The organism is Adlercreutzia rubneri (genome assembly GCF_009755265.1).
Lineage (GTDB): Bacteria > Actinomycetota > Coriobacteriia > Coriobacteriales > Eggerthellaceae > Adlercreutzia > Adlercreutzia rubneri.
This window is the reverse complement of the sequence record NZ_WPOO01000003.1, coordinates 20,576-37,981: the sequence shown is the minus strand read 5'-3', so window position 1 is coordinate 37,981 and position 17,406 is coordinate 20,576. Positions and strand designations below refer to the sequence as shown.

At 62.3% G+C, this 17,406-nt stretch carries 18 protein-coding genes, 2 tRNA genes and 1 pseudogene; 17 read left to right on the top strand and 4 right to left on the bottom strand.

Annotated elements, in window-relative coordinates; translation table 11 throughout:
- The first annotated feature begins 43 nt into the window (after nt 1-43).
- Both GO707_RS02755 and GO707_RS02750 read left to right on the top strand, forming a co-directional pair.
- Nucleotides 44-475 carry a universal stress protein gene (locus GO707_RS02755; RefSeq protein WP_157011962.1) on the top strand — a complete coding sequence of 144 codons (432 nt, stop codon included), beginning with the start codon at nt 44-46 and terminating at the stop codon, nt 473-475.
- Nucleotides 475-1,878, top strand: coding sequence for an MFS transporter (locus GO707_RS02750; RefSeq protein ID WP_157011960.1), 1,404 nt, complete (start codon nt 475-477; stop codon nt 1,876-1,878). The genes GO707_RS02755 and GO707_RS02750 overlap by 1 nt, the downstream gene beginning before the upstream one ends.
- An 83-nt stretch (nt 1,879-1,961) precedes the next feature.
- Here the strand turns inward: GO707_RS02750 and GO707_RS02745 are convergent.
- A tRNA-Gln gene (locus tag GO707_RS02745) sits at nt 1,962-2,035 on the bottom strand.
- A gap of 110 nt (nt 2,036-2,145) precedes the next feature.
- A tRNA-Lys gene (locus GO707_RS02740) sits at nt 2,146-2,221 on the bottom strand.
- Nucleotides 2,222-2,466: 245 nt separating this feature from the next.
- Here GO707_RS02740 and GO707_RS02735 point away from each other — a divergent pair.
- On the top strand, nt 2,467-3,759 hold the full coding sequence (locus tag GO707_RS02735) for a hypothetical protein (protein ID WP_114539643.1): 1,293 nt from the start codon (nt 2,467-2,469) through the stop codon (nt 3,757-3,759).
- Nucleotides 3,760-3,768: 9 nt separating this feature from the next.
- Here the strand turns inward: GO707_RS02735 and GO707_RS02730 are convergent, their stop codons facing one another.
- Nucleotides 3,769-4,335, bottom strand: a complete 567-nt coding sequence (locus GO707_RS02730; RefSeq protein ID WP_114539644.1) for a TetR/AcrR family transcriptional regulator — start codon at nt 4,333-4,335, stop codon at nt 3,769-3,771.
- A 220-nt stretch (nt 4,336-4,555) separates the two neighbouring features.
- Between GO707_RS02730 and GO707_RS02725 the strand changes: the two genes are divergently transcribed.
- The 14 genes and pseudogenes from GO707_RS02725 to GO707_RS02660 all read left to right on the top strand — a co-directional run bounded on the left by GO707_RS02725 (nt 4,556) and on the right by GO707_RS02660 (nt 16,352).
- Nucleotides 4,556-5,857 carry an agmatine deiminase family protein gene (locus GO707_RS02725; protein WP_335878677.1) on the top strand — a complete coding sequence of 434 codons (1,302 nt, stop codon included), beginning with the start codon at nt 4,556-4,558 and terminating at the stop codon, nt 5,855-5,857.
- A 45-nt stretch (nt 5,858-5,902) separates the two neighbouring features.
- Nucleotides 5,903-6,985, top strand: coding sequence for an ornithine carbamoyltransferase (locus GO707_RS02720; RefSeq protein ID WP_114549675.1), 1,083 nt, complete (start codon nt 5,903-5,905; stop codon nt 6,983-6,985).
- A gap of 62 nt (nt 6,986-7,047) precedes the next feature.
- On the top strand, nt 7,048-8,346 hold the full coding sequence (locus GO707_RS02715; protein ID WP_114539647.1) for an MFS transporter: 1,299 nt from the start codon (nt 7,048-7,050) through the stop codon (nt 8,344-8,346).
- An 81-nt stretch (nt 8,347-8,427) separates the two neighbouring features.
- Nucleotides 8,428-9,360, top strand: coding sequence for an alpha/beta hydrolase (locus GO707_RS02710; protein WP_198160992.1), 933 nt, complete (start codon nt 8,428-8,430; stop codon nt 9,358-9,360).
- A gap of 51 nt (nt 9,361-9,411) precedes the next feature.
- Nucleotides 9,412-10,683, top strand: a complete 1,272-nt coding sequence (locus GO707_RS02705; protein WP_114539649.1) for an MFS transporter — start codon at nt 9,412-9,414, stop codon at nt 10,681-10,683.
- 364 nt (nt 10,684-11,047) lie between these two features.
- Nucleotides 11,048-11,266: a translation initiation factor IF-1 gene (infA, locus tag GO707_RS02700; RefSeq protein ID WP_016309306.1), complete on the top strand. Its 219-nt coding sequence runs from the start codon at nt 11,048-11,050 to the stop codon at nt 11,264-11,266.
- Between the two features lie 135 nt (nt 11,267-11,401).
- Complete coding sequence (gene rpmJ, locus GO707_RS02695; RefSeq protein WP_016309305.1) at nt 11,402-11,515, top strand: 50S ribosomal protein L36; 114 nt, start codon at nt 11,402-11,404, stop codon at nt 11,513-11,515.
- 22 nt (nt 11,516-11,537) lie between these two features.
- Nucleotides 11,538-11,906: a 30S ribosomal protein S13 gene (gene rpsM, locus GO707_RS02690; protein ID WP_022740416.1), complete on the top strand. Its 369-nt coding sequence runs from the start codon at nt 11,538-11,540 to the stop codon at nt 11,904-11,906.
- Nucleotides 11,907-11,921: 15 nt separating this feature from the next.
- Nucleotides 11,922-12,320, top strand: a complete 399-nt coding sequence (gene rpsK, locus GO707_RS02685; RefSeq protein WP_022740415.1) for a 30S ribosomal protein S11 — start codon at nt 11,922-11,924, stop codon at nt 12,318-12,320.
- Nucleotides 12,321-12,338: 18 nt separating this feature from the next.
- Nucleotides 12,339-12,935 carry a 30S ribosomal protein S4 gene (gene rpsD, locus GO707_RS02680; protein WP_022740414.1) on the top strand — a complete coding sequence of 199 codons (597 nt, stop codon included), beginning with the start codon at nt 12,339-12,341 and terminating at the stop codon, nt 12,933-12,935.
- A gap of 29 nt (nt 12,936-12,964) precedes the next feature.
- A complete protein-coding gene (locus GO707_RS02675) occupies nt 12,965-13,915 on the top strand; it encodes a DNA-directed RNA polymerase subunit alpha (protein ID WP_022740413.1) in 951 nt (316 codons plus the stop codon).
- Between the two features lie 13 nt (nt 13,916-13,928).
- A pseudogene (gene rplQ, locus GO707_RS12825) lies at nt 13,929-14,363 on the top strand (50S ribosomal protein L17); the annotation flags it as partial.
- A 664-nt stretch (nt 14,364-15,027) separates the two neighbouring features.
- Nucleotides 15,028-15,252 (top strand): hypothetical protein, encoded by a 225-nt coding sequence (locus GO707_RS02665; protein ID WP_114539651.1) that lies wholly within the window; start codon nt 15,028-15,030, stop codon nt 15,250-15,252.
- A 218-nt stretch (nt 15,253-15,470) separates the two neighbouring features.
- Nucleotides 15,471-16,352 (top strand): energy-coupling factor transporter transmembrane component T family protein, encoded by an 882-nt coding sequence (locus GO707_RS02660; RefSeq protein ID WP_114539652.1) that lies wholly within the window; start codon nt 15,471-15,473, stop codon nt 16,350-16,352.
- Here the strand turns inward: GO707_RS02660 and GO707_RS02655 are convergent.
- Nucleotides 16,349-17,335: a DMT family transporter gene (locus tag GO707_RS02655; RefSeq protein WP_147272692.1), complete on the bottom strand. Its 987-nt coding sequence runs from the start codon at nt 17,333-17,335 to the stop codon at nt 16,349-16,351. The two genes, GO707_RS02660 and GO707_RS02655, sit on opposite strands and share 4 nt — an antisense overlap.
- Nucleotides 17,336-17,406: the final 71 nt, after the last annotated feature.

Below are 17,406 nucleotides of genomic sequence, written 5' to 3'. Positions count from 1 at the left end.
CTGGCGGAGGTGTGGGGCGGATACGTGAGCAGAAAGGACGCCCATGTGGTGCAAGAAGATTCTCGTAGCCTATGACGGCAGCGCTCCCTCTCATCGCGCGTTGGAGGTGATGCGCGAGATCGCCGCCCAGAACCCGGCGGTGGAAGTGGTGCTCGTCCATGTGATGCGCCTGTTCTCCTCGGGCTCGGCCGCTGCCGGCATGGATACCGTCATGGTGGACGACGCCATGGCCATCCGCGAGGAGTTGGAGGCCATCGCCGCCGACATGGTGAACCCCACGGAGGTGAAGGTGCTCAAGGGCACGTCCCCGGCCGACCTCATCGTGAATTGCGCGAAGGAGGAGGGCTGCGATCTCATCATCATGGGCAGTCGCGGCCAAGGCGGCGTGAAGGGCTTTTTGGGTTCCGTGAGCTATGCCGTCACCAAGGAGTCGCCCATGACGGTGCTCATCGCGAAAGAGGGCGATTGCCGCTAATGGTCTCGTCTGCTGCCAAGGTCGTCCCCGCGTCTCGTTGCGAAAGGCCCGCACCTGCGCCCCTTTGGACGCGGAACTTCGTCGCCGGCACCTTCCTGAACTTCTTTATTGCCGGCAACTACTTCATGCTCATGGTGGTCATGACCGCCTATGCACTCACGGTGCACCAAGCGCCGGCCGCCGTGGCCGCCTTCTGCGCCAGCGCCTTCATCGTGGGCACGCTGTTCTCGCGCTTTGCCGCCGCGCCGATGATGGAGCGCTTTGGGCGCATGCCCCTGCTCGTTGCCGGATGCATCGCGGAGGTGGCGCTCTCGGCGCTGTACTTGCTGAACGAGCCGGTGGGCGCCCTTATCGGCGTGCGCCTCGCCCACGGGTTCTCCTACGGCGTGTGCTCCACCACCATCGCCACGGTGATCACGAGCGTGGTGCCCCCGGAGCGCAAGGGCGAGGGCATCGGGTACTTTATGCTGTCCATCACCCTTGGCAGCGCCATCGGGCCCTTTGCGGGCATTTTCCTGGCGAACAACTTCGGCTATCCGGTGGTGTTCGTTGTGGCGAGCGTGCTCGTGGCTCTTTCCATTCCGGCGGCGCTGCTTCTGCGCCCCGCATCTTCCACGAAGGTGAAGGGGAGCGAAGCGGCCGCCGAGGCCGAGGTGGAAGCGGCCGCCGATGCCGTGGCCGGTGCGGTTACGGATGCCCCCGCCGAAGAGGGTCGCGAGGACGCCGCCGCCAACCGCGACGAGGTCCTAGTAGAGTCGCTGCATGCCGCCGTCTCAACGCGCGTGCCTTCCACTCATTTGGAAGAGAAGGTCGCCGCCAAGGTGGAGCATTCGCCGCTCGCCCGTTTCGTGGAAGCCGGCGTACTGCCCATCTCGGTGGTGTGCGGCCTTCTGTTCTTCGGCTATTCCAGCCTGCTCACGTTCCTCACGCCCTACGCCACTGAGATCGGCCTGGCCCGGGCCGCCAGCATGTTCTTCGTCGTGTACGCGCTGGCCATGTTCGTCACGCGCCCCTTCACCGGCCGCGCCTTCGACCGCGTGGGGCCGCATCCCGTCATGGTGCCGGCGTTCGTGTCCTTCGCAGCGGGCATGGTGGTGCTCGCCTTCGCGGCCAACGACTGGATGATCCTGGGGGCTGCGGCCCTGCTCGGCTTCGGCGTGGGCACCGTGCAGTCGTGCGGGTTGGCCATGGCCGTGCGCGTGACGAGCGATGCGCGCCTGTCGGTCGCCAACGCCACCTTCTACATGCTGCTCGACGTGGGCGTGGGCATCGGCCCCATCCTGCTCGGCATCGTGGCCCCGCTCATTGGGTATGCGAACCTGTACCTCTGCATGGCCGTCGTGGGTGTGCTCGCCCTGGCCCTGTTCCTCGTTGTCGCCAAAACCGAAAAGGGCGCACGGTAGGGGAGGGTTCTCGCGGTTGCGTCTCCGTCTCTCAGCAGGCAATGAAAAAGCCGCTCCGGAGAGCGGCTTGCTTGTGCGGAAAATGGCTGGGGTACTAGGATTCGAACCTAGGTAGCTGGTACCAAAAACCAGAGTCCTGCCGTTGGACGATACCCCAGTGCCAGAACGTAAGGTCGCGCGCCTTCCGGTCGTGGGAAGCTGCGGGAACGCTTCTCTTTAGAGCTTGGCGTTATGCGCAACGGTTGCTTTGCGCGACCAGGCGAAAAGTGGTGGGCCCTGCGGGGATCGAACCCGCGACCTTGGGATTAAAAGTCCCCTGCTCTACCAACTGAGCTAAAGGCCCACTTCTTCACGCAAGCGCTTAGTTTACCGTTCCGGACGATTTCGGTCAATGAGCAATCGGGATGCGGAAACGGGGCTGCATTCGATGTCCAGATTGCAGATTGCAGATTCGTAGCGATGCGATGGTATTTCGCGAGAGAGAAGTCGCAACTGGTAAACTTAACCGCGAACATCAGGGAAAGCGGGACCGCATGGCCGCCGCTTCAGGGCGCCGCGTCGACGCCCGACGCATTTCGGGAGGCCATCATGCTGCACGCCCACGATGAATCAGTTCGCGCCCACTTGCTGGAGGGCGGCTTCGGCCTGGAGAAAGAGTCGCTGCGCATCGACGGCGGCGGCTTTCTCGCCCATACGCCGGCCGACTTCGCCGACGACGTGCACATCGTGCGCGATTTCTCCGAGAACCAGGTGGAAGTGAACACGCCGGTGTGCGCCACGCCGGCCGAGGCGATCCAATCGCTGGAGCACTACAACGGCCTCGTGCAGCGGGCCATCGCGAATTTGCCCGAGCGCGAGCTTTTGTGGCCCTTCTCGAACCCGCCCTATATCCTGAACGAGAAGGACATCCCCATCGCCCAGTACTTCGGCGACGATGCCGGCAAGACGGAATACCGCGAGTACCTCTCCGACCGCTACGGCCGCTACAAGATGGCCTTTTCCGGCATTCACCTGAACTACTCTTTCGGCGAGGCGCTGCTGCGTGCCGACTACGAGCTCGCCCGCGCGGAGAGTCCCGACGCCCCCGCCATTTTCGAGGCCTACCGCGACCAGTTCTACGTGCGCCTGGCCGAGAACTGCGTGGCCTACAGTTGGATTCTCACCGCGGTCATGGCCGCGAGCCCGGTGTGCGACTCCTCCTTCGTGGAGAAGGGCCGCATCGGCGGCGACCTCTTCCAGGGCCTGGCCACCGTACGCTGTTCGGAGCTCGGTTACTGGAACTTCTTCGCGCCCATTCTCGATTATACGAGTGCGGCGGCCTACGCCGATTCCATCCAGTCCTACATCGACAGCGGCATGATTCGCTACCCCTCCGAGCTCTATTACCCCATCCGGCTGAAAAACTTCGGCCCCTACAGCCTGGAGGGCTTAAAAGAGGGCATCAGCCACATCGAGCTGCGCATGGTGGACTTGAACCCGCTCGTCCGTTCCGGTATCGACGAGCGCGACGTGCTGTTCAGCCAGCTGTTTTTGGTATGGGCCGCCGCCCAAGCGCCGGCGAACCTCACGGTGAAGGACCAGGTGCAGGCCGTGCAAAACTTCAAGAACGCCGCCCACTACGATTTGAAGACCGTGAAGATCGTCATGCCCGACGGCACCGCCTGCTCGGTGGTGAAGGCTGCCAAGCGTATCATCGATGCCATGGAAGCGTTCTTCGATGACTTCGGCACCTCGGTCCACGAATGCCTGGCCTTCCAGCGCCTGAAGTTCGAGGACCCTCACACTCGCTACGCCTGGAAGATCCGCGAGGAATACGGCCAGGGCTTCGTAGCCCGCGGCCTGCAACTGGCCCGCAAGCTCCAGAAAGGGTACGTGGAGTAGGGAAGGACCCTATCCGAAGATGGCTTTCAAGGCCATGTCACGGGTGGCTTTCATGTTGATCTTGCAGCCGCGGAGCATGATGTCGCCGATGCCGTAGATGAAGATGCCCAAGTACTGCTTGGCCGCATCGATGTCCATATCGGCCGAAACGGCGCCGATTGCCTTTCCATGCTCCAGCGCAGTTGCGAATATGGCGCAGGTCTCGTCGTACTGGGCCTGGGCGCTCTCGGTGATGGCCGGAATCTGCCCCGACGTCGATTCGACGGTGGCAACGAACCGGGCCCGCTGCTCATCGTTGCGCAAATTGCTGGTGATGCTCGCAATGAGGGCCGCGAAGGCCTGCTTGAACTCGGCGGGCTCCGTGCAGCCGAGCGCTTCGTCGGCGCTCACGTTGATGAGCGGGTCGATCATCTCGTAGGTGGCCAGCAGCAGGTCCTCTTTGGAAGAGAAGTGGTAGTAGAGGGCCGGCCTCGTGATGCCGAGCTCTTCGGCGATGGCTCCCATGGAGGTGTGGTTGTAGCCCTTCTCCGCGAAGGCCCGATAGGCGATTTCCAGTATTTGATCTCGTGTTGACATGGGGTTTTCCTCGCTCTGCAACCAATAGACTCGTTCGCTCGATGCTTTTTCGATCGCCTATATATTACCTGAAATCTTTACAGCGTGTAAAAAAACTTACACATTGTAAAAAAATCCATTGACTTTGAGCGGGAAGGTCACTATAGTTTGCCTTACTTACAGTAAGTAAGGAACAAGAGGGGCGTTCGCAAGAGCGCGGGCAGGACGAAAGGAGCAGCAAGTGGAAATTGAGAAGTTCCGATTCCCGGGAGAGTTCGAACCGCAGACCGACGTGTTCATCAACTGGCTTCCCGACTATTGCGCCGGTGAGGACGGCGACAAGGGTCGTGAGGTGCTCGTCGAGGTGGTGAAGAATCTGCTGGGTCACGTGAACGTTCATGTGAACTGCGGCTGCGAGACCTCCCTTGAGGCCTGCAAGCAGATGCTGGCCGATGCGGGTGTGGATGTGTCCGACCCCGATACCGAGGGTCAGCGCAACACCGCCGCTGACAACGGGGATGAGAAGTTCAGCCCCTTCATCCGCTTCACCCAGTTCGACGACTGGAGCGTGTCCATCCGCGACAACGGCCCCGATGTCATGATCGACGACGAGGGCAACACGCTGGCTGTGAACATGCGCTGGAGCAACTACTCCAACAACGACAAGATGGAGCCTGCCCAGCAGCTGGCCCGTCGCGCCGGCGCGAACATGGCCATCGACCTTGACGTTTTCGACATGGTGAACTCCGACATGGTGTCCGAAGGCGGCAACCGCGAGTTCAATGGCAAGGGCGTCATGATCGCCGTTGAGGACACCGAGGTGGTCAAGCGCAACCCCGAGTACACCAAGGAAGAAATCGAGGACGAGTACAAGCGCGTCTGGAACCTGGACAAGATCATCTGGATTCCCAAGCCGATGCTGGAAGACGACGACATCCGCAAGGGCCCCATCGACAAGATGGAGGACGGCACGCTGATTTGGCCTGGCTCCTTCGCCGCCCATGCTGATGAGTACTGCCGCTTCGTGGACGAGGACACGGTGCTTCTGGCCGAGGTGACCGAGGAGGAAGCCGCCGAGGGCCCCATCAGCGCCGAGAACAAGCGCCGCATCGACGCCGCCTACGAGATCCTCAAGAACGAGACGCTGCCCGACGGCCGCCCGCTGAAGATCGTGCGCATGCCCTTTCCGGAGCATCTCATCTTCCGCGGTAGCCAGGACAACCCCACGGTCATGGGCTGGAAGCAGTTCTTCGACGAGAACGGCGGCGTGGCCTTCGACGGCACCCCGTGGCCCGAGGGCGACTGCTGCTTCGTCAACTCCTGCAGCTACTGCAACTTCCTCGTGTGCAACGACGTGGTGTTGGGCCAGCGCTACTGGCACGAGGGCATGGATCCGAGGATCAAGGAGAAGGACGAGCGCGCTAAGGCGGTGCTCAAGAGCGTGTTCCCCGACCGCGAGGTCGTCATGCTGGACACCTACTACCTGAACCTGTTCGGCGGCGGCGTGCACTGCTGGACCAAGAACGTGGCAATGCCCCAATAACGTGAGTTCGCAAGGGAAGAAAACAAGAGGAAAGGAATCTCACCCATGCTTAACAACTTCGTAGGAAAGGACATCATCAACATCGGCGACATGACCCCCGACCAGTTCCAGTACCTGCTGGATCTGTCCAAGATGCTGAAGGCCGAGAAGATGACCGGCGTCGATCACGCCCGCTTCCACAACAAGAACGTGGTGGCCCACTTCGAGTGGGAGTCGACCCGCACCCGCTGCGCCTTCGAGACCTCCTGCCATGACCTGGGCCTGGGCTTCACCTACCTGTCCAACTCGCACTTCGGCAACAAGGAGACGGTGAAGGACTCCATCCGCGTGTTCAGCGAGATGTACGACGCCATCGTGCTGCGCGCCCAGCGCGAGGAGGCCTACGTGCGCGAGGTGGCCGACATCGCCACCATTCCAGTCATCAACGCCTGCTGCGAGGGCGACCATCCCACCCAGATGCTGGCCGACGCCCTCACCATGCAGGAGCTTTTGGGCAACCTGAAGGGCCGCAAGCTGGCCTTCGTGGGCAACTGCGCCACCACCGCCATGTGGTACGGCCGCCTGTGCGCGCTTCTGGGCATGGACTTCTACGCCGTGGGCCCCGACGACGAGCGCTACCAGCTGTGCGACTCCTTCAAGGAGAACATCGAGGACCTGTTCAACAAGTGGGCACCGAACAACGAGATCGTGCTCACCTCCGACAAGGAGAAGCTGAAGGGCATGGACGTGGTGACCACCGAGTGCTGGATCTACCAGAACCCCGACGTGCACGACGAGGACCTGGCCGCCACCGGCGACTGGACGAGCTTGGAGTACTCTTACGACGCGTGGCTGCGCCACTCCGATATCATGGAGCCCTACCGCGTGACGAGCGACCTGATGGAAGATTACGTGAAGAACCCCGACTGCCTGGTCATGCATATGCTGCCGGCCTACCACAACGCCGACATGAAGCTGATGCAGAAGTTCCTGGCCGAGGCCAAGAACGAGCGCGACCGCCGCATCCTCACCGAGGGCATCTGCATCTCCGACGAGTGCTTCGAGAAGCACGCCAGCGAGATCTTCCGCGAGGCCGGCAACCGCCAGCCCACCATCAAGGCCTGCCTGGCCGCTGTTCTGGGCATCTAGTCGTCGACTCACCACGGGCGGGCGGCCCGCGCGGCTGCCCGCCGTTCCCGTAAGGAGAAAGCATGTCTACTGAAGTAGCAAAGAAAAGCGGAAGCGGCTACGCCTGGCTCGTCATGGTCGGCTTTGGCATGGTCATGTGCGCCACTATCGGCGCCATCACCGTCATGGGCGGCCTGTTCTACTATCCGGTGTGCGAGGAGCTGGGCTTCGATCTGTCATCGTTCACCCTGTACGTGACGCTGTCCATGGTGTTCATGGCGCTGGGCATGCCCATCTGCGGCAAGATCATGGCATCGGGCAAAATCAAGCTGTCGGTGCTCATGACCGTGGCCGTGCTGCTGGAGCTCGTTCCCTTCGCCTGCATGTCCATGTTCACCGAGATGTGGATGTGGTTTGTGGCGGCTGTGCCCATCGGCTTCGGCCTGTCGGCCACCAGCACCGTGACCGCTGCGCCCACCCTGGGCAACTGGTTCCACAAGAAGACCGGTTTCGCCATTGGCATGATCTTCACCATCCAGAGTATCTTTGTGGCGGTGGCGAGCCCCATTTTCAGCAACATGATCGAGATGCTCGGTTGGCGCATGAGCTACGTGGTGCTGGCCATCATCGCCGCGGTCATGGCCCTGCCCTTCACCATCTTCGTCATTCGCTATCGTCCCGAGGACAAGGGCATGCTGCCCTACGGCTACGACCCGAACGCCGTTGAGGAAGAGGGTGGCGCGGTCGCCGAGACCGGCGTGCCCTACAAACTGGCCCTGCGCTCGGTGCCCTTCGTGATGGCCGTCCTCGTGGTCATGATGTCCATGACCATCTCGAACATGAACGTGGTGTTCCCCACCTATGCCGAGGTAGTTGGCCTTGGCGCCATTGTGGGCGGCTTCATGGTGACGGCGGCAAGCCTTGCCGATATCGCTCTCAATCCCATCCTGGGCACCACGGCCGACAAGTTCGGCCCCACCAAGTCGTTCATCGGCTGGACCGTGGTCACCATGGTGTCGTTCGTCATCCTGTACTTCAGCGTGAACAGCCCCATTCTGGCCATCGTGGGCGCGGGCATCAACGATGTCATGTACGCGCTCTGCGGCGTGGGCCTAGCCACCTTCACCATGGCCTGGTTCGGCAAGAAGGACTATGAGCGCATCTTCTCCACGGTCATGATGTTCGGCTATCTTGTTGCCAGCCTGGGCGTGCCCATCATGATGAAGATCTACGAGGTTACCGGTGCCTTCGAGAACGTGTTCGTCTTCGGGTTCATCGTCTGCGCCATCATCATCGTATGCCTGCTGGTGGGCGAGAAGCAGTCCGCGAAGCTGCCCCAGGAAACCGTCGAGGTTGCCGCCGAGGCCGCCCCGCAGGAGTAAGCCCCAAAGCCACCTGCCCTTGTGCCGGGCAGGTGGCTTTTCGCGTTTTCCGATTCTCGAGAAAAGGAGAGGATGAGGGGAATGACCTATCGCTACCATCCCGAGCTCCAGGAGCTCGTAGACGACTCCGCGGGCTTCCCGCCTGCGGAGAAGTTCGTGGGAACCCTTGAGGAAATGCGCGCGTTCGCCGACCCCCTCTACGCCGAGATGCGGGACTTGCCGCTGGCGGAGGGGGTCGTGGCGCGTGATGTGGAGATTGAGACGGCCGACGGCTATCCCATGCGGGCCCGCTGGTACCGGAAGGAGGGGTCGGATGCGCGCTCGGCGGTGATGTACGTCCACGGGGGCGGCATGATCCTCATGGGCATCGACGAGATGGACGCGGATATCTCGCGCTATGTGGCCCTAAGCGGCGTGCCGTTTCTGTCCATCGGCTACCGCCTGGCGCCCGAGCATCCGCGCCCCCAGGCCGAGGATGCCCTCGACGGGTACCTGTGGCTCATCGGCCATGCGGACGAGCTGGGCATCGATGCGCACCGCGTTGCCATCATGGGCGACAGCGGCGGCGCGGGCATTGCGGCGGGGGCCGCTATCCTCGCGCGCGACAGAGGCGTGCCGCTGGCCAAGCAGATTCTCATCTACCCCATGCTGGACGACCGAACCGTGGCCTGCGACGATGAGCTCGACGGCCTTGCACACGTGTGGTTCGCGGAGAACAACAAGATGGCCTGGGAGGCCGTGCTGGGCGAGCGCCGGGGAACCGATGAAGTGCTGCCCTGCGAGGCCCCGGCGCGCAACGAGAGCTTCGAGGGCCTGGCGCCGGCTTTCCTGGAGGTGGGCGAGCTCGACCTGTTCCGCGACGAAACCATCGAGTACGCGAAGCGCCTGATGGCGGCTCACGTTCCCGCCGAGCTCCATGTGCTCACGGGCCTCACGCACACCTTCGACACGTTCCCGCTGCCCATTGCCGACAAGGCCTTCGAGTACCGGTCCTATGTAATCTCGCAGCTGTGAGAGATCGACTTTGGAAACGAATCTTCGAGCTTAGAAACGGAGTTGGATGCAATGACATCTGCGAAAACCGTTGAACAGGGGAATAAGCCCCACTATGCATGGCTTGTGATGATTGCCTATGGTCTGATGATGAGCGGCACCATCGGCTCGTTCTCGGTGGTGGGCGCGCAGTGGTTCTATCCTGTCAGCACGGACATCGGCTGCGAACTCTCTACCCTGACGCTCTATACCACCATAGAAATGGTGTGCATGGGCCTGGCCATGCCCCTGGTGGGCAATTTGCTCACGCGCGTGAAACTGCCGGTCATCCTGATCGCGGCCGTGGCCATGGAGGTGCTGGCCACTGTGGCCATGGCCTTCTACGATGAGCCCTGGATGTGGTATGTCTCCGGTGTGTTCGTCGGTCTCGGGCTGGCGGCCACCAGCACCGTTACCGTCACGCCCACCATGGGTAATTGGTTCGCGAAGAAGACCGGCTTCGCCATCGGCGTGGTGTGGGCCATCCAGGCGCTGTACTGCGCCGTGGCAAGCCCTTTGTTCGCCACCATTATCGAGGCCATTGGCTGGCGCTCCTCATATTTCGTGCTCGCCGCGGCATCCGCATGCCTGGCGCTGCCTGCCATCGTCTTCGTTATCCGCTATCGCCCTGAAGATAAGGGGCTTCTGCCTTACGGGTACGAGGAAGCGGCTGGGCGCGCTAAAACCCTGGCTCCCAGCACCGCGCCCGGCGTGCCGGCAGCCGCAGCGTTCCGCAGCGTGCCGTTCCTCCTCTGCGTGGGCGTGGTGATGCTGTGCCAAGGGACGGCCTGTATGAACGCCATTTTTCCAACCTACGCCGAAGTGGTGGGACTTGGCGCGGTGGTGGGCGGACTGATGGTGTCCTCGGCGAGCCTCTGCGACATTGTCTTCAACCCCCTGGCGGGTGCCACCAGCGATAAATTCGGCTCGACGCGCGCCATGGTGCTGTGGACGGGCATCACCATGGTGTCATTCGTGGTGCTGTACTTCAGCAGCGAGTCGGTGGTAGGCTCGTGCGTAGGCGCTGGTTTGAACGACGCCATGTACGCCATCACCGGCGTGGGCTATTCCACCTTCGCGCTCTCCATCTTCGGCATGAGGGACTTCGAGAAGATCTTCTCGCGCATCACCAGCTGCGGCTACCTGGTTGCTAGCCTGGGCATTCCGCTGATGATGTCCATCTACGAGGCCACCGGCGTGTTCCAGAATGTGTTCGTGTTCGGCTTCATCGTCGATATCGTCATCATCGCCCTGGTCATCCTCGCGAAGAAAAGCAGCCGCACCCTGCGCTGGTTGAGCGAGTAGCCGTCGACCATCTTTTCGTGTAGGGGTGCGCGCCTGGGTTCCCTGTTGTCTCATCTGGGCGCGCCGCCCCCTTGTTTTATCTGCCAAGGTGCGCCTCCCGCTTGCATCGAGGGGCGCACCTGTGCTAGCATACCCAATTGCCGACAAGGCGGCCGCGCGAGGCAGCGCGAACAATACCTGGCGGCTCCGTTTCGCGAACGAGAGCTGCGCGGCTCGACCGCAGGCCTGACAAGCAGGTCATTTTCAAAGCCAAATCCGCTTTTTGGTTTTTTACGCCCTTGTGCGATTTTTTCTTCAAATCCTCTTGCCTTTTTGGTACTATCTTGCGTTGCTGCTTTATCAGTCCGTTTTGGAGGAGCAACTTTTGGCTAAGGAAGATGTAATCGAACTCGAGGGCACGGTGCTCGAAGCTTTGCCCAACGCGATGTTCAAGGTGGAACTCGAGAATGGGCACACCATCCTCGCCCACATTTCCGGCAAGATGCGCATGCACTACATCAAGATCCTGCCCGGCGACCGCGTGACCGTGGAGCTGTCGGTGTACGACTTGAACCGCGGCCGCATCACCTACCGCTTCAAGTAATTCCCCCTCAAGGCCCGCATAGGGTAGCCCCCGCGTGAAGACCCGGATCCTTCGCGCGCGGTCACAGCTGAGAAAACACTCGCCAGCGGCTGGGCGTGCACGTATAGAACGATCCGCATACCGAAAGGAAACGACATGAAGGTACGTCCCTCGGTCAAGAAGATGTGCGACAAGTGCAAGATCATCCGACGCCATGGCAAGATTCTCGTCATCTGCGAGAATCCGCGCCATAAGCAGCGTCAGGGCTAGGAAGAAAGGACTTTAGAACAACATGGCACGTCTCGTTGGTGTCGATCTTCCCCGCAATAAGCGCATTGAGATCGCCTTGACCTACATTTACGGCATTGGCCTCACTACGGCCAAAGAGATCATCGCCGCTACCGGCGTCGATCCCGACATTCGCGTGAAGGACCTTTCCGAGGAAGACCTCGCGAAGCTGCGCGATTACATCCAGCAGAACCTCAAGGTCGAAGGCGACCTGCATCGCGAGGTTTCTCAGAACGTGAAGCGCCTGATGGAGATCGGCTGCTATCGCGGTCTGCGTCATCGTCGCGGCCTGCCCGTTCGCGGCCAGCGCACGCACACGAATGCCCGTACCCGCAAGGGTCCGCGCAAGCAAATCGGCGGCAAGAAGAAGTAGTGAGGTAAGCAAACCGTGGCTAAGAAGCAAGTACGTACTACGCGCATCAAGCGCTCTGAGCGTAAGAACATTGCCGTGGGCGCCGCTCACATCAAGTCTACGTTCAACAACACCATTGTCTCCATCACCGATCCCCAGGGCAACGTGATCTCCTGGCAGTCCGCGGGCACCGTGGGCTTCAAGGGCTCGCGCAAGTCCACGCCGTTCGCCGCGCAGATGGCCGCCGAGGCCGCCGCGAAGACGGCCATGGAGCACGGGCTGAAGAAGGTTGCCGTCTACGTGAAGGGCCCGGGTTCCGGTCGCGAGACCGCCATCCGCTCCCTGCAGGCTGCCGGCCTCGAAGTGGCCAGCATCCAGGACTGCACCCCCATCCCGCACAACGGCTGCCGCCCCAAGAAGCGTCGCCGCGTGTAACTGAAAGGATCGTACATTATGGCAATCAACAGAACTCCGGTTCTCAAGCGCTGCCGTCAGCTGGGCATCGATCCTGTGGTGCTCGGTTACTCCAGCAAGAAGGAATCCATCCGCCAGCCCAAGCGTCGCCGCAAGGAGAGCGAGTACGCTATGCAGCTGCGCGAGAAGCAGAAGGCCAAGTTCATCTACGGCGTGCTCGAGAAGCAGTTCCGTGGGTACTTCAAGCGCGCCAAGTCCATGGAGGGTCAGACCGGTGAGAACCTGATGACCATCCTGGAGACCCGTCTCGACAACGTGGTCTTCCGTCTGGGCTTCGCCCGCACCCGCAAGGAAGCCCGCCAGATGGTGACCCACGGCCACATCTGCGTGAACGGCCGCCGCGTAGACATCCCGTCCTTCCGCGTGCGTCCCGGCGAGCTCGTCTCGGTGGCCCCCAAGGCCAAGGAGCTTCTCGTGGTGAAGAGCGCTCTGGTCTCCAACGAGCGCGTTCAGGTCCCGGCATGGCTGGAGATCGACATCGAGAAGCTGCAGGGCAGCGTGCTGTCCCTCCCGACGCGCGACCAGATTGATCTGGACATCAACGAGCAGCTCATCGTCGAACTGTACTCGAAATAATCGCGACTTTTTTAGGAGGCTACCCATACATGACAGAGTTCATGAGGCCTACCGTTACCACGGAGGAAGTCAACGACACCGTTGCCCGCTACATCGTCGAGCCGCTCGAGCGCGGCTATGGCAACACGCTGGGCAACTCCATGCGTCGCGTGCTGCTCTCCTCGCTGGACGGGGCTAAGGCCACCGCCATCCAGATCGAGGGCGTCCAGCACGAGTTCACTACCGCGGAAGGCGTCATCGAGGACATCGCCGACATCGTGCTGAACGTGAAGGGCCTGGTGTTCTCCCAGGTGTCCGACGAGGCCGACGAGGCGACCGCCCACGTGTTCGCCGAGGGCCCCTGCACGGTGACCGGCGCCGATCTGGAGGTGCCTGGCCAGTTCAACCTGGTGAACCCCGATCACGTCATCGCCACGGTGGCCGATGGCGGCCAGCTGGACATGACCATCCGCATCGGTGTCGGCCGCGGCTACGTGTCCGCCGAGCGCAACAAGCGCACGGAGGACCCCATCGGCATCATCCATGTGGACTCGCTGTTCTCGCCGGTGCGCCGTTGCACGATGAACGTGACGGACACCCGCGTGGGCCAGCGCACCGACTACGACAAGCTGGTTCTCGAGGTGGAGACCGACGGCTCGCTTGCTCCCACTGAGGCAGTGTGCCGCGCGGCCAACATCATCAACCAGTACATGGGCGCGTTTTTGGCTTTGGCTTCCACCGGCGAAGAGGAAGAGGGCGAGGCTCCCTCCATCTTCGCGCCGGAGGGTCAGGAGTCCAACGCCGAGCTTGACAAGCAGATCGAGGATCTGGACCTTTCCGTCCGCTCCTACAACTGCCTGAAGCGCGCGGGCATCCATTCCGTGCGCCAGCTCGTCGAGTTCTCCGAGAACGACCTGCTCAACATTCGGAACTTTGGTGCGAAGTCCATCGAGGAAGTGAAGGACAAGCTCATTTCCATGGACCTCAATTTGAAGCTTTAGGAGACAAAGAGTTATGAGACACAACAAGAAGGGTCGCAAGCTCGGCACCGACTATAGCCACACTAAGGCTATGAAGCGCAGCTTGGTGTCCGCCCTGTTCCTGAACGACCGCATCAAGACGGTGGAGTCCCGTGCCAAGGAGATCCGCCCGCAGGTCGACAAGGTGATCACCTGGGCCAAGCGCGGCGACCTGCATTCCCGCCGTCTGGCCATCGCCTACCTGAACGACAAGGAGCTCGTCCGCGAGATCTTCGAGAAGGTCGCCCAGGGCATGTTCCAGGATCGTCCCGGCGGCTACACCCGCATCATGAAGCTCGGGCCTCGCAAGGGCGACAACGCCCCTATGGTCATCATGGAGCTCGTGACCGAGCCCTGCGTGCCCAAGGCCGAGCGCAAGGCCGCTGCCGAGAAGAAGGCCGCTGCCAAGAAGGCTGCCCCGAAGAAGGTCGCCAAGAAGGCCGACAAGTCCGAGGAGCTCGCCGAGGATCTGGGCTTCGAGGCCGACGGCACCGTCGAGCAGATCGAGGCTGTAGACGCCGCCGAGGCCGTTGCCGAGAACGGCGCCGAGATGACCGATGCCGAGAAGGTCGAGGCCGTCGAGGAGAAGAAGGCCGAAGAGGCCGAGGCGTTCCGCGAGACCGAGGAGACCGCCGGTGATCCCGCCGAGGCCGCCAAGGAGGAAGCCGAGAAGGCCGAGGCCGAGGCTGCCAAGGAGGTCGAGACCTCCGAGGTGGAGAAGGCTGAGGAAGAGAAGGCCGACGTCAAGAGCGAGTAATCGTTCGACTGGGAACTTCGGGTGCGCCGCGCGCCCGCCAGCCGCAAAAGCGGAGCGTGGAAGCATCGTTCTATACCGGAGAAGCCGCCCTCGGGCGGCTTCTCTGCGTTTCCTCCCGTAGGGGGCGACCTCGGTCGCCCCTTGCCGCAAGCGCGGTATGACTTGCGGCGCGGGTCTCATGACGGCAAGGCGACGCGCGTCCAACCTCTGAATTACTATCGGCTCGCTCAAGTTTACCTTGCTGCTGAGGCCCATAGAATACTCCTTGCAAGGGCAACCGATCTTGCTCCTGCAGTGTAAGTACATGGGTATCGCACCGATTGAAAGGAGCCGGATCATGGCTGACAAGGATACGCTGATGGAGGAGTTCGTTGCGACCGAGGCCGCCAAGGCCGAAGATGCCGCCAAGGATCTCGAGCGCGTCGAGCAGCAGGTTGTGGCCGAGGCCACCATGTCCACCGAGTACGATGACGCGCTGGGCAACGAGCAGGCTGCCGCCGAGGATGCGGAGACTGCCTTTGAGTTCGAGCAGGCTGAGATTGCGGCTGAGCAATCGCTCTAACATCTGCATGCGGGCCGTGCGGCTCGCCGATTCGAGGCCGGTTCGCTAACTCGCCGGCTTCATGATGACTCCACCAAGCCTGGGCTCTTCCTTAACAGGAGCCCGCGGGATGGCTTGACGGAATTGAAAGAAGGCGCCCCCTTGAGCATGGGGGCGCCTTCTTTTGCGCCTCTGCACAAAACACGAGCGCTCACCGGTGTCTGGCCGATGGGGGAGGGATGGCATCCGTGACGATGGGGGTTCTGTGGGATACTGGCGACATGGAAAAAGCCTCGATATATTCTGTCGCATCCGAGAAGGGGGACGCCGGTGCTGCTCGCGCAGACGCTGCGAAACGCGCAGGCGGTGCGAGATGCGGCGCCGGCGAAGCTCGCCGTGCCACGCGCATCGGTGCGAAAGGGACACTGCGCACCGTGGACGCCCGTGTGAAGATCGGGCTGCTCGTGGCCTATTCCGTGGCGCTTTTCTGCACGGAAAACCTTCTGGGTCTGGGTGTGGCGGCTGCGCTGCTGGCGGCCGTGGCCTCCGTCGGGGACGTCCCCGTTGCCCGTCTGCTGCGCGAAGGGGCCTTCGCCTACCTCCTTGTCGGCTTCCTGCTCGTCTACAATGTTGCAGCCTCTGGGTGGCTTGCGGGAATCGCGGTGGCCCTCCGGTTGCTTCTGCTGGTATGGGCGAGTCTTTTGCTCACGGCGCTTTCCACGCCTGCAGAGCTTTCCGAGGCGCTGCGCCGGCTGCTCTCCCCCCTGGGCTGTCTGGGGCTGCCCGTACGCGACTTCACGATGTCGCTTTCCATCGCCCTGCGGTTCATGCCGCTGCTTTCCGAGGAGCTGAGGGCCGTGAGGGCTGCCCAGGCCTCGCGGGGAGCTGCCTTCGAGGGCGCAGGGCTCGTGCGGCGCCTGCGAGCCTATGGGGGCCTCATGGTGCCGCTGTTCGTGGGGCTTTTCCGTCGGGCCGATCGCCTGGCATCCGCTATGGAGGCGCGCTGCTACGGAGCTTCCGGCGTGCCGACGTCGCTTGACGGGCGCCGTTTCGCCTTTGGCGACGGGGCGGCCCTCCTCGTCGGCGTTGTCGCCTGCGCTGCCTTCGCGCTTATTCCCTAGGAGCTTGCGACAAGGTCGCTGTCGTCCTCGTCGACTATCGGAATGCTGCGCGACTTAGGGGCATCGGACGATTCGCTCGTCTTCGGGTGCTTCTCGCGCTTTGCCCGTGTCGGTGCCAGCTCGCTTATCAGGATGGCGGCGAAAATGAGGACGAAACCGACCGCCATGCGCCCGGTGACCACCTCGCCGTAGAACAGCACGCTGGCCAGCACGCCGAAAACCGATTCCAGGGACAGCAGAAGCGACCCCTGGGCCGGCGACACGTGGACGAGCCCCACGTTCTGGAAGAGGTAGCACAGCCCCGAGGCGAACACCACGAGGTAGAACAGGTTGAAGGCGAATTCCGGCGTGAGGGCCGCCAGGTTCGGCGCCGGCTCGGTGAGAGCGCCGACGACAAGTCCCGCAATGCCGCCGAAGAGGAACTGGTACACGGTGAGCGCGAGCACGTCGAAGCGCTTCGAATAGCGCGCGATGGCGATGATCTGCGCCGCGAAGAAGACGGCGCACAGAAGCGTCATGGCATCGCCGAACTCGAAGGCGAGCGAGCCGGCGGTGAGCGACACGAGCCCGATGCCCGTGATGCAGAGAGCGGCGGCGCCCACGTTGGCGAAGGTGGGGCGCTTGCCGGCGACGGCCCACAGCATGAAGGGAACAATGACGCAGTAAGTGGCCGTAAGGAAGGCGTTCTTGCCCGGCGTGGTGTCGGCGAGCCCCACCGTCTGCACCCAGAACGCGAGGAAGGTCACGACGGCCAGCACGAGCCCCGCCTTAAGGCACGGCCCGTTCAGCGCGCCCTTAAGCGACCGATGGAACACAGCGGCCATGAGCAGTCCCGTCAGGAAGAAGCGCACGCCGATGAGCTGGGCCGGGGGCAGCACGTCGACGGCGTCCTTCATCACCACGAAGGCGAACCCCCAAATAATGGTGGCCGCCAGCAGCATGAGCTTGTACACGAAGCCCGGGATATGTCTCTTCTCAGTCACAGCGAGCCATTATAGTACGGCCTTTCGCGTTTCGCCAGGTTACTGCCAGCTAACGGGGGCGCAACGGAATC

Excerpts from the sequence above, each read along its gene's own strand:
- rpmJ (WP_016309305.1), top strand. The coding sequence starts at position 11,402 with ATGAAGGTACGTCCCTCGGTCAAGAAGATGTGCGACAAGTGCAAGATC.
- GO707_RS02735 (WP_114539643.1), top strand. The coding sequence starts at position 2,467 with ATGCTGCACGCCCACGATGAATCAGTTCGCGCCCACTTGCTGGAGGGC.
- rpsD (WP_022740414.1), top strand. The coding sequence starts at position 12,339 with ATGGCAATCAACAGAACTCCGGTTCTCAAGCGCTGCCGTCAGCTGGGC.
- GO707_RS02750 (WP_157011960.1), top strand. The coding sequence starts at position 475 with ATGGTCTCGTCTGCTGCCAAGGTCGTCCCCGCGTCTCGTTGCGAAAGG.
- GO707_RS02730 (WP_114539644.1), bottom strand. The coding sequence starts at position 4,335 with ATGTCAACACGAGATCAAATACTGGAAATCGCCTATCGGGCCTTCGCG.
- GO707_RS02705 (WP_114539649.1), top strand. The coding sequence starts at position 9,412 with ATGACATCTGCGAAAACCGTTGAACAGGGGAATAAGCCCCACTATGCA.
- rpsM (WP_022740416.1), top strand. The coding sequence starts at position 11,538 with ATGGCACGTCTCGTTGGTGTCGATCTTCCCCGCAATAAGCGCATTGAG.
- GO707_RS02710 (WP_198160992.1), top strand. The coding sequence starts at position 8,428 with ATGACCTATCGCTACCATCCCGAGCTCCAGGAGCTCGTAGACGACTCC.
- GO707_RS02720 (WP_114549675.1), top strand. The coding sequence starts at position 5,903 with ATGCTTAACAACTTCGTAGGAAAGGACATCATCAACATCGGCGACATG.
- GO707_RS02715 (WP_114539647.1), top strand. The coding sequence starts at position 7,048 with ATGTCTACTGAAGTAGCAAAGAAAAGCGGAAGCGGCTACGCCTGGCTC.
- GO707_RS02675 (WP_022740413.1), top strand. The coding sequence starts at position 12,965 with ATGACAGAGTTCATGAGGCCTACCGTTACCACGGAGGAAGTCAACGAC.
- GO707_RS02665 (WP_114539651.1), top strand. The coding sequence starts at position 15,028 with ATGGCTGACAAGGATACGCTGATGGAGGAGTTCGTTGCGACCGAGGCC.
- GO707_RS02660 (WP_114539652.1), top strand. The coding sequence starts at position 15,471 with ATGGCATCCGTGACGATGGGGGTTCTGTGGGATACTGGCGACATGGAA.
- GO707_RS02755 (WP_157011962.1), top strand. The coding sequence starts at position 44 with ATGTGGTGCAAGAAGATTCTCGTAGCCTATGACGGCAGCGCTCCCTCT.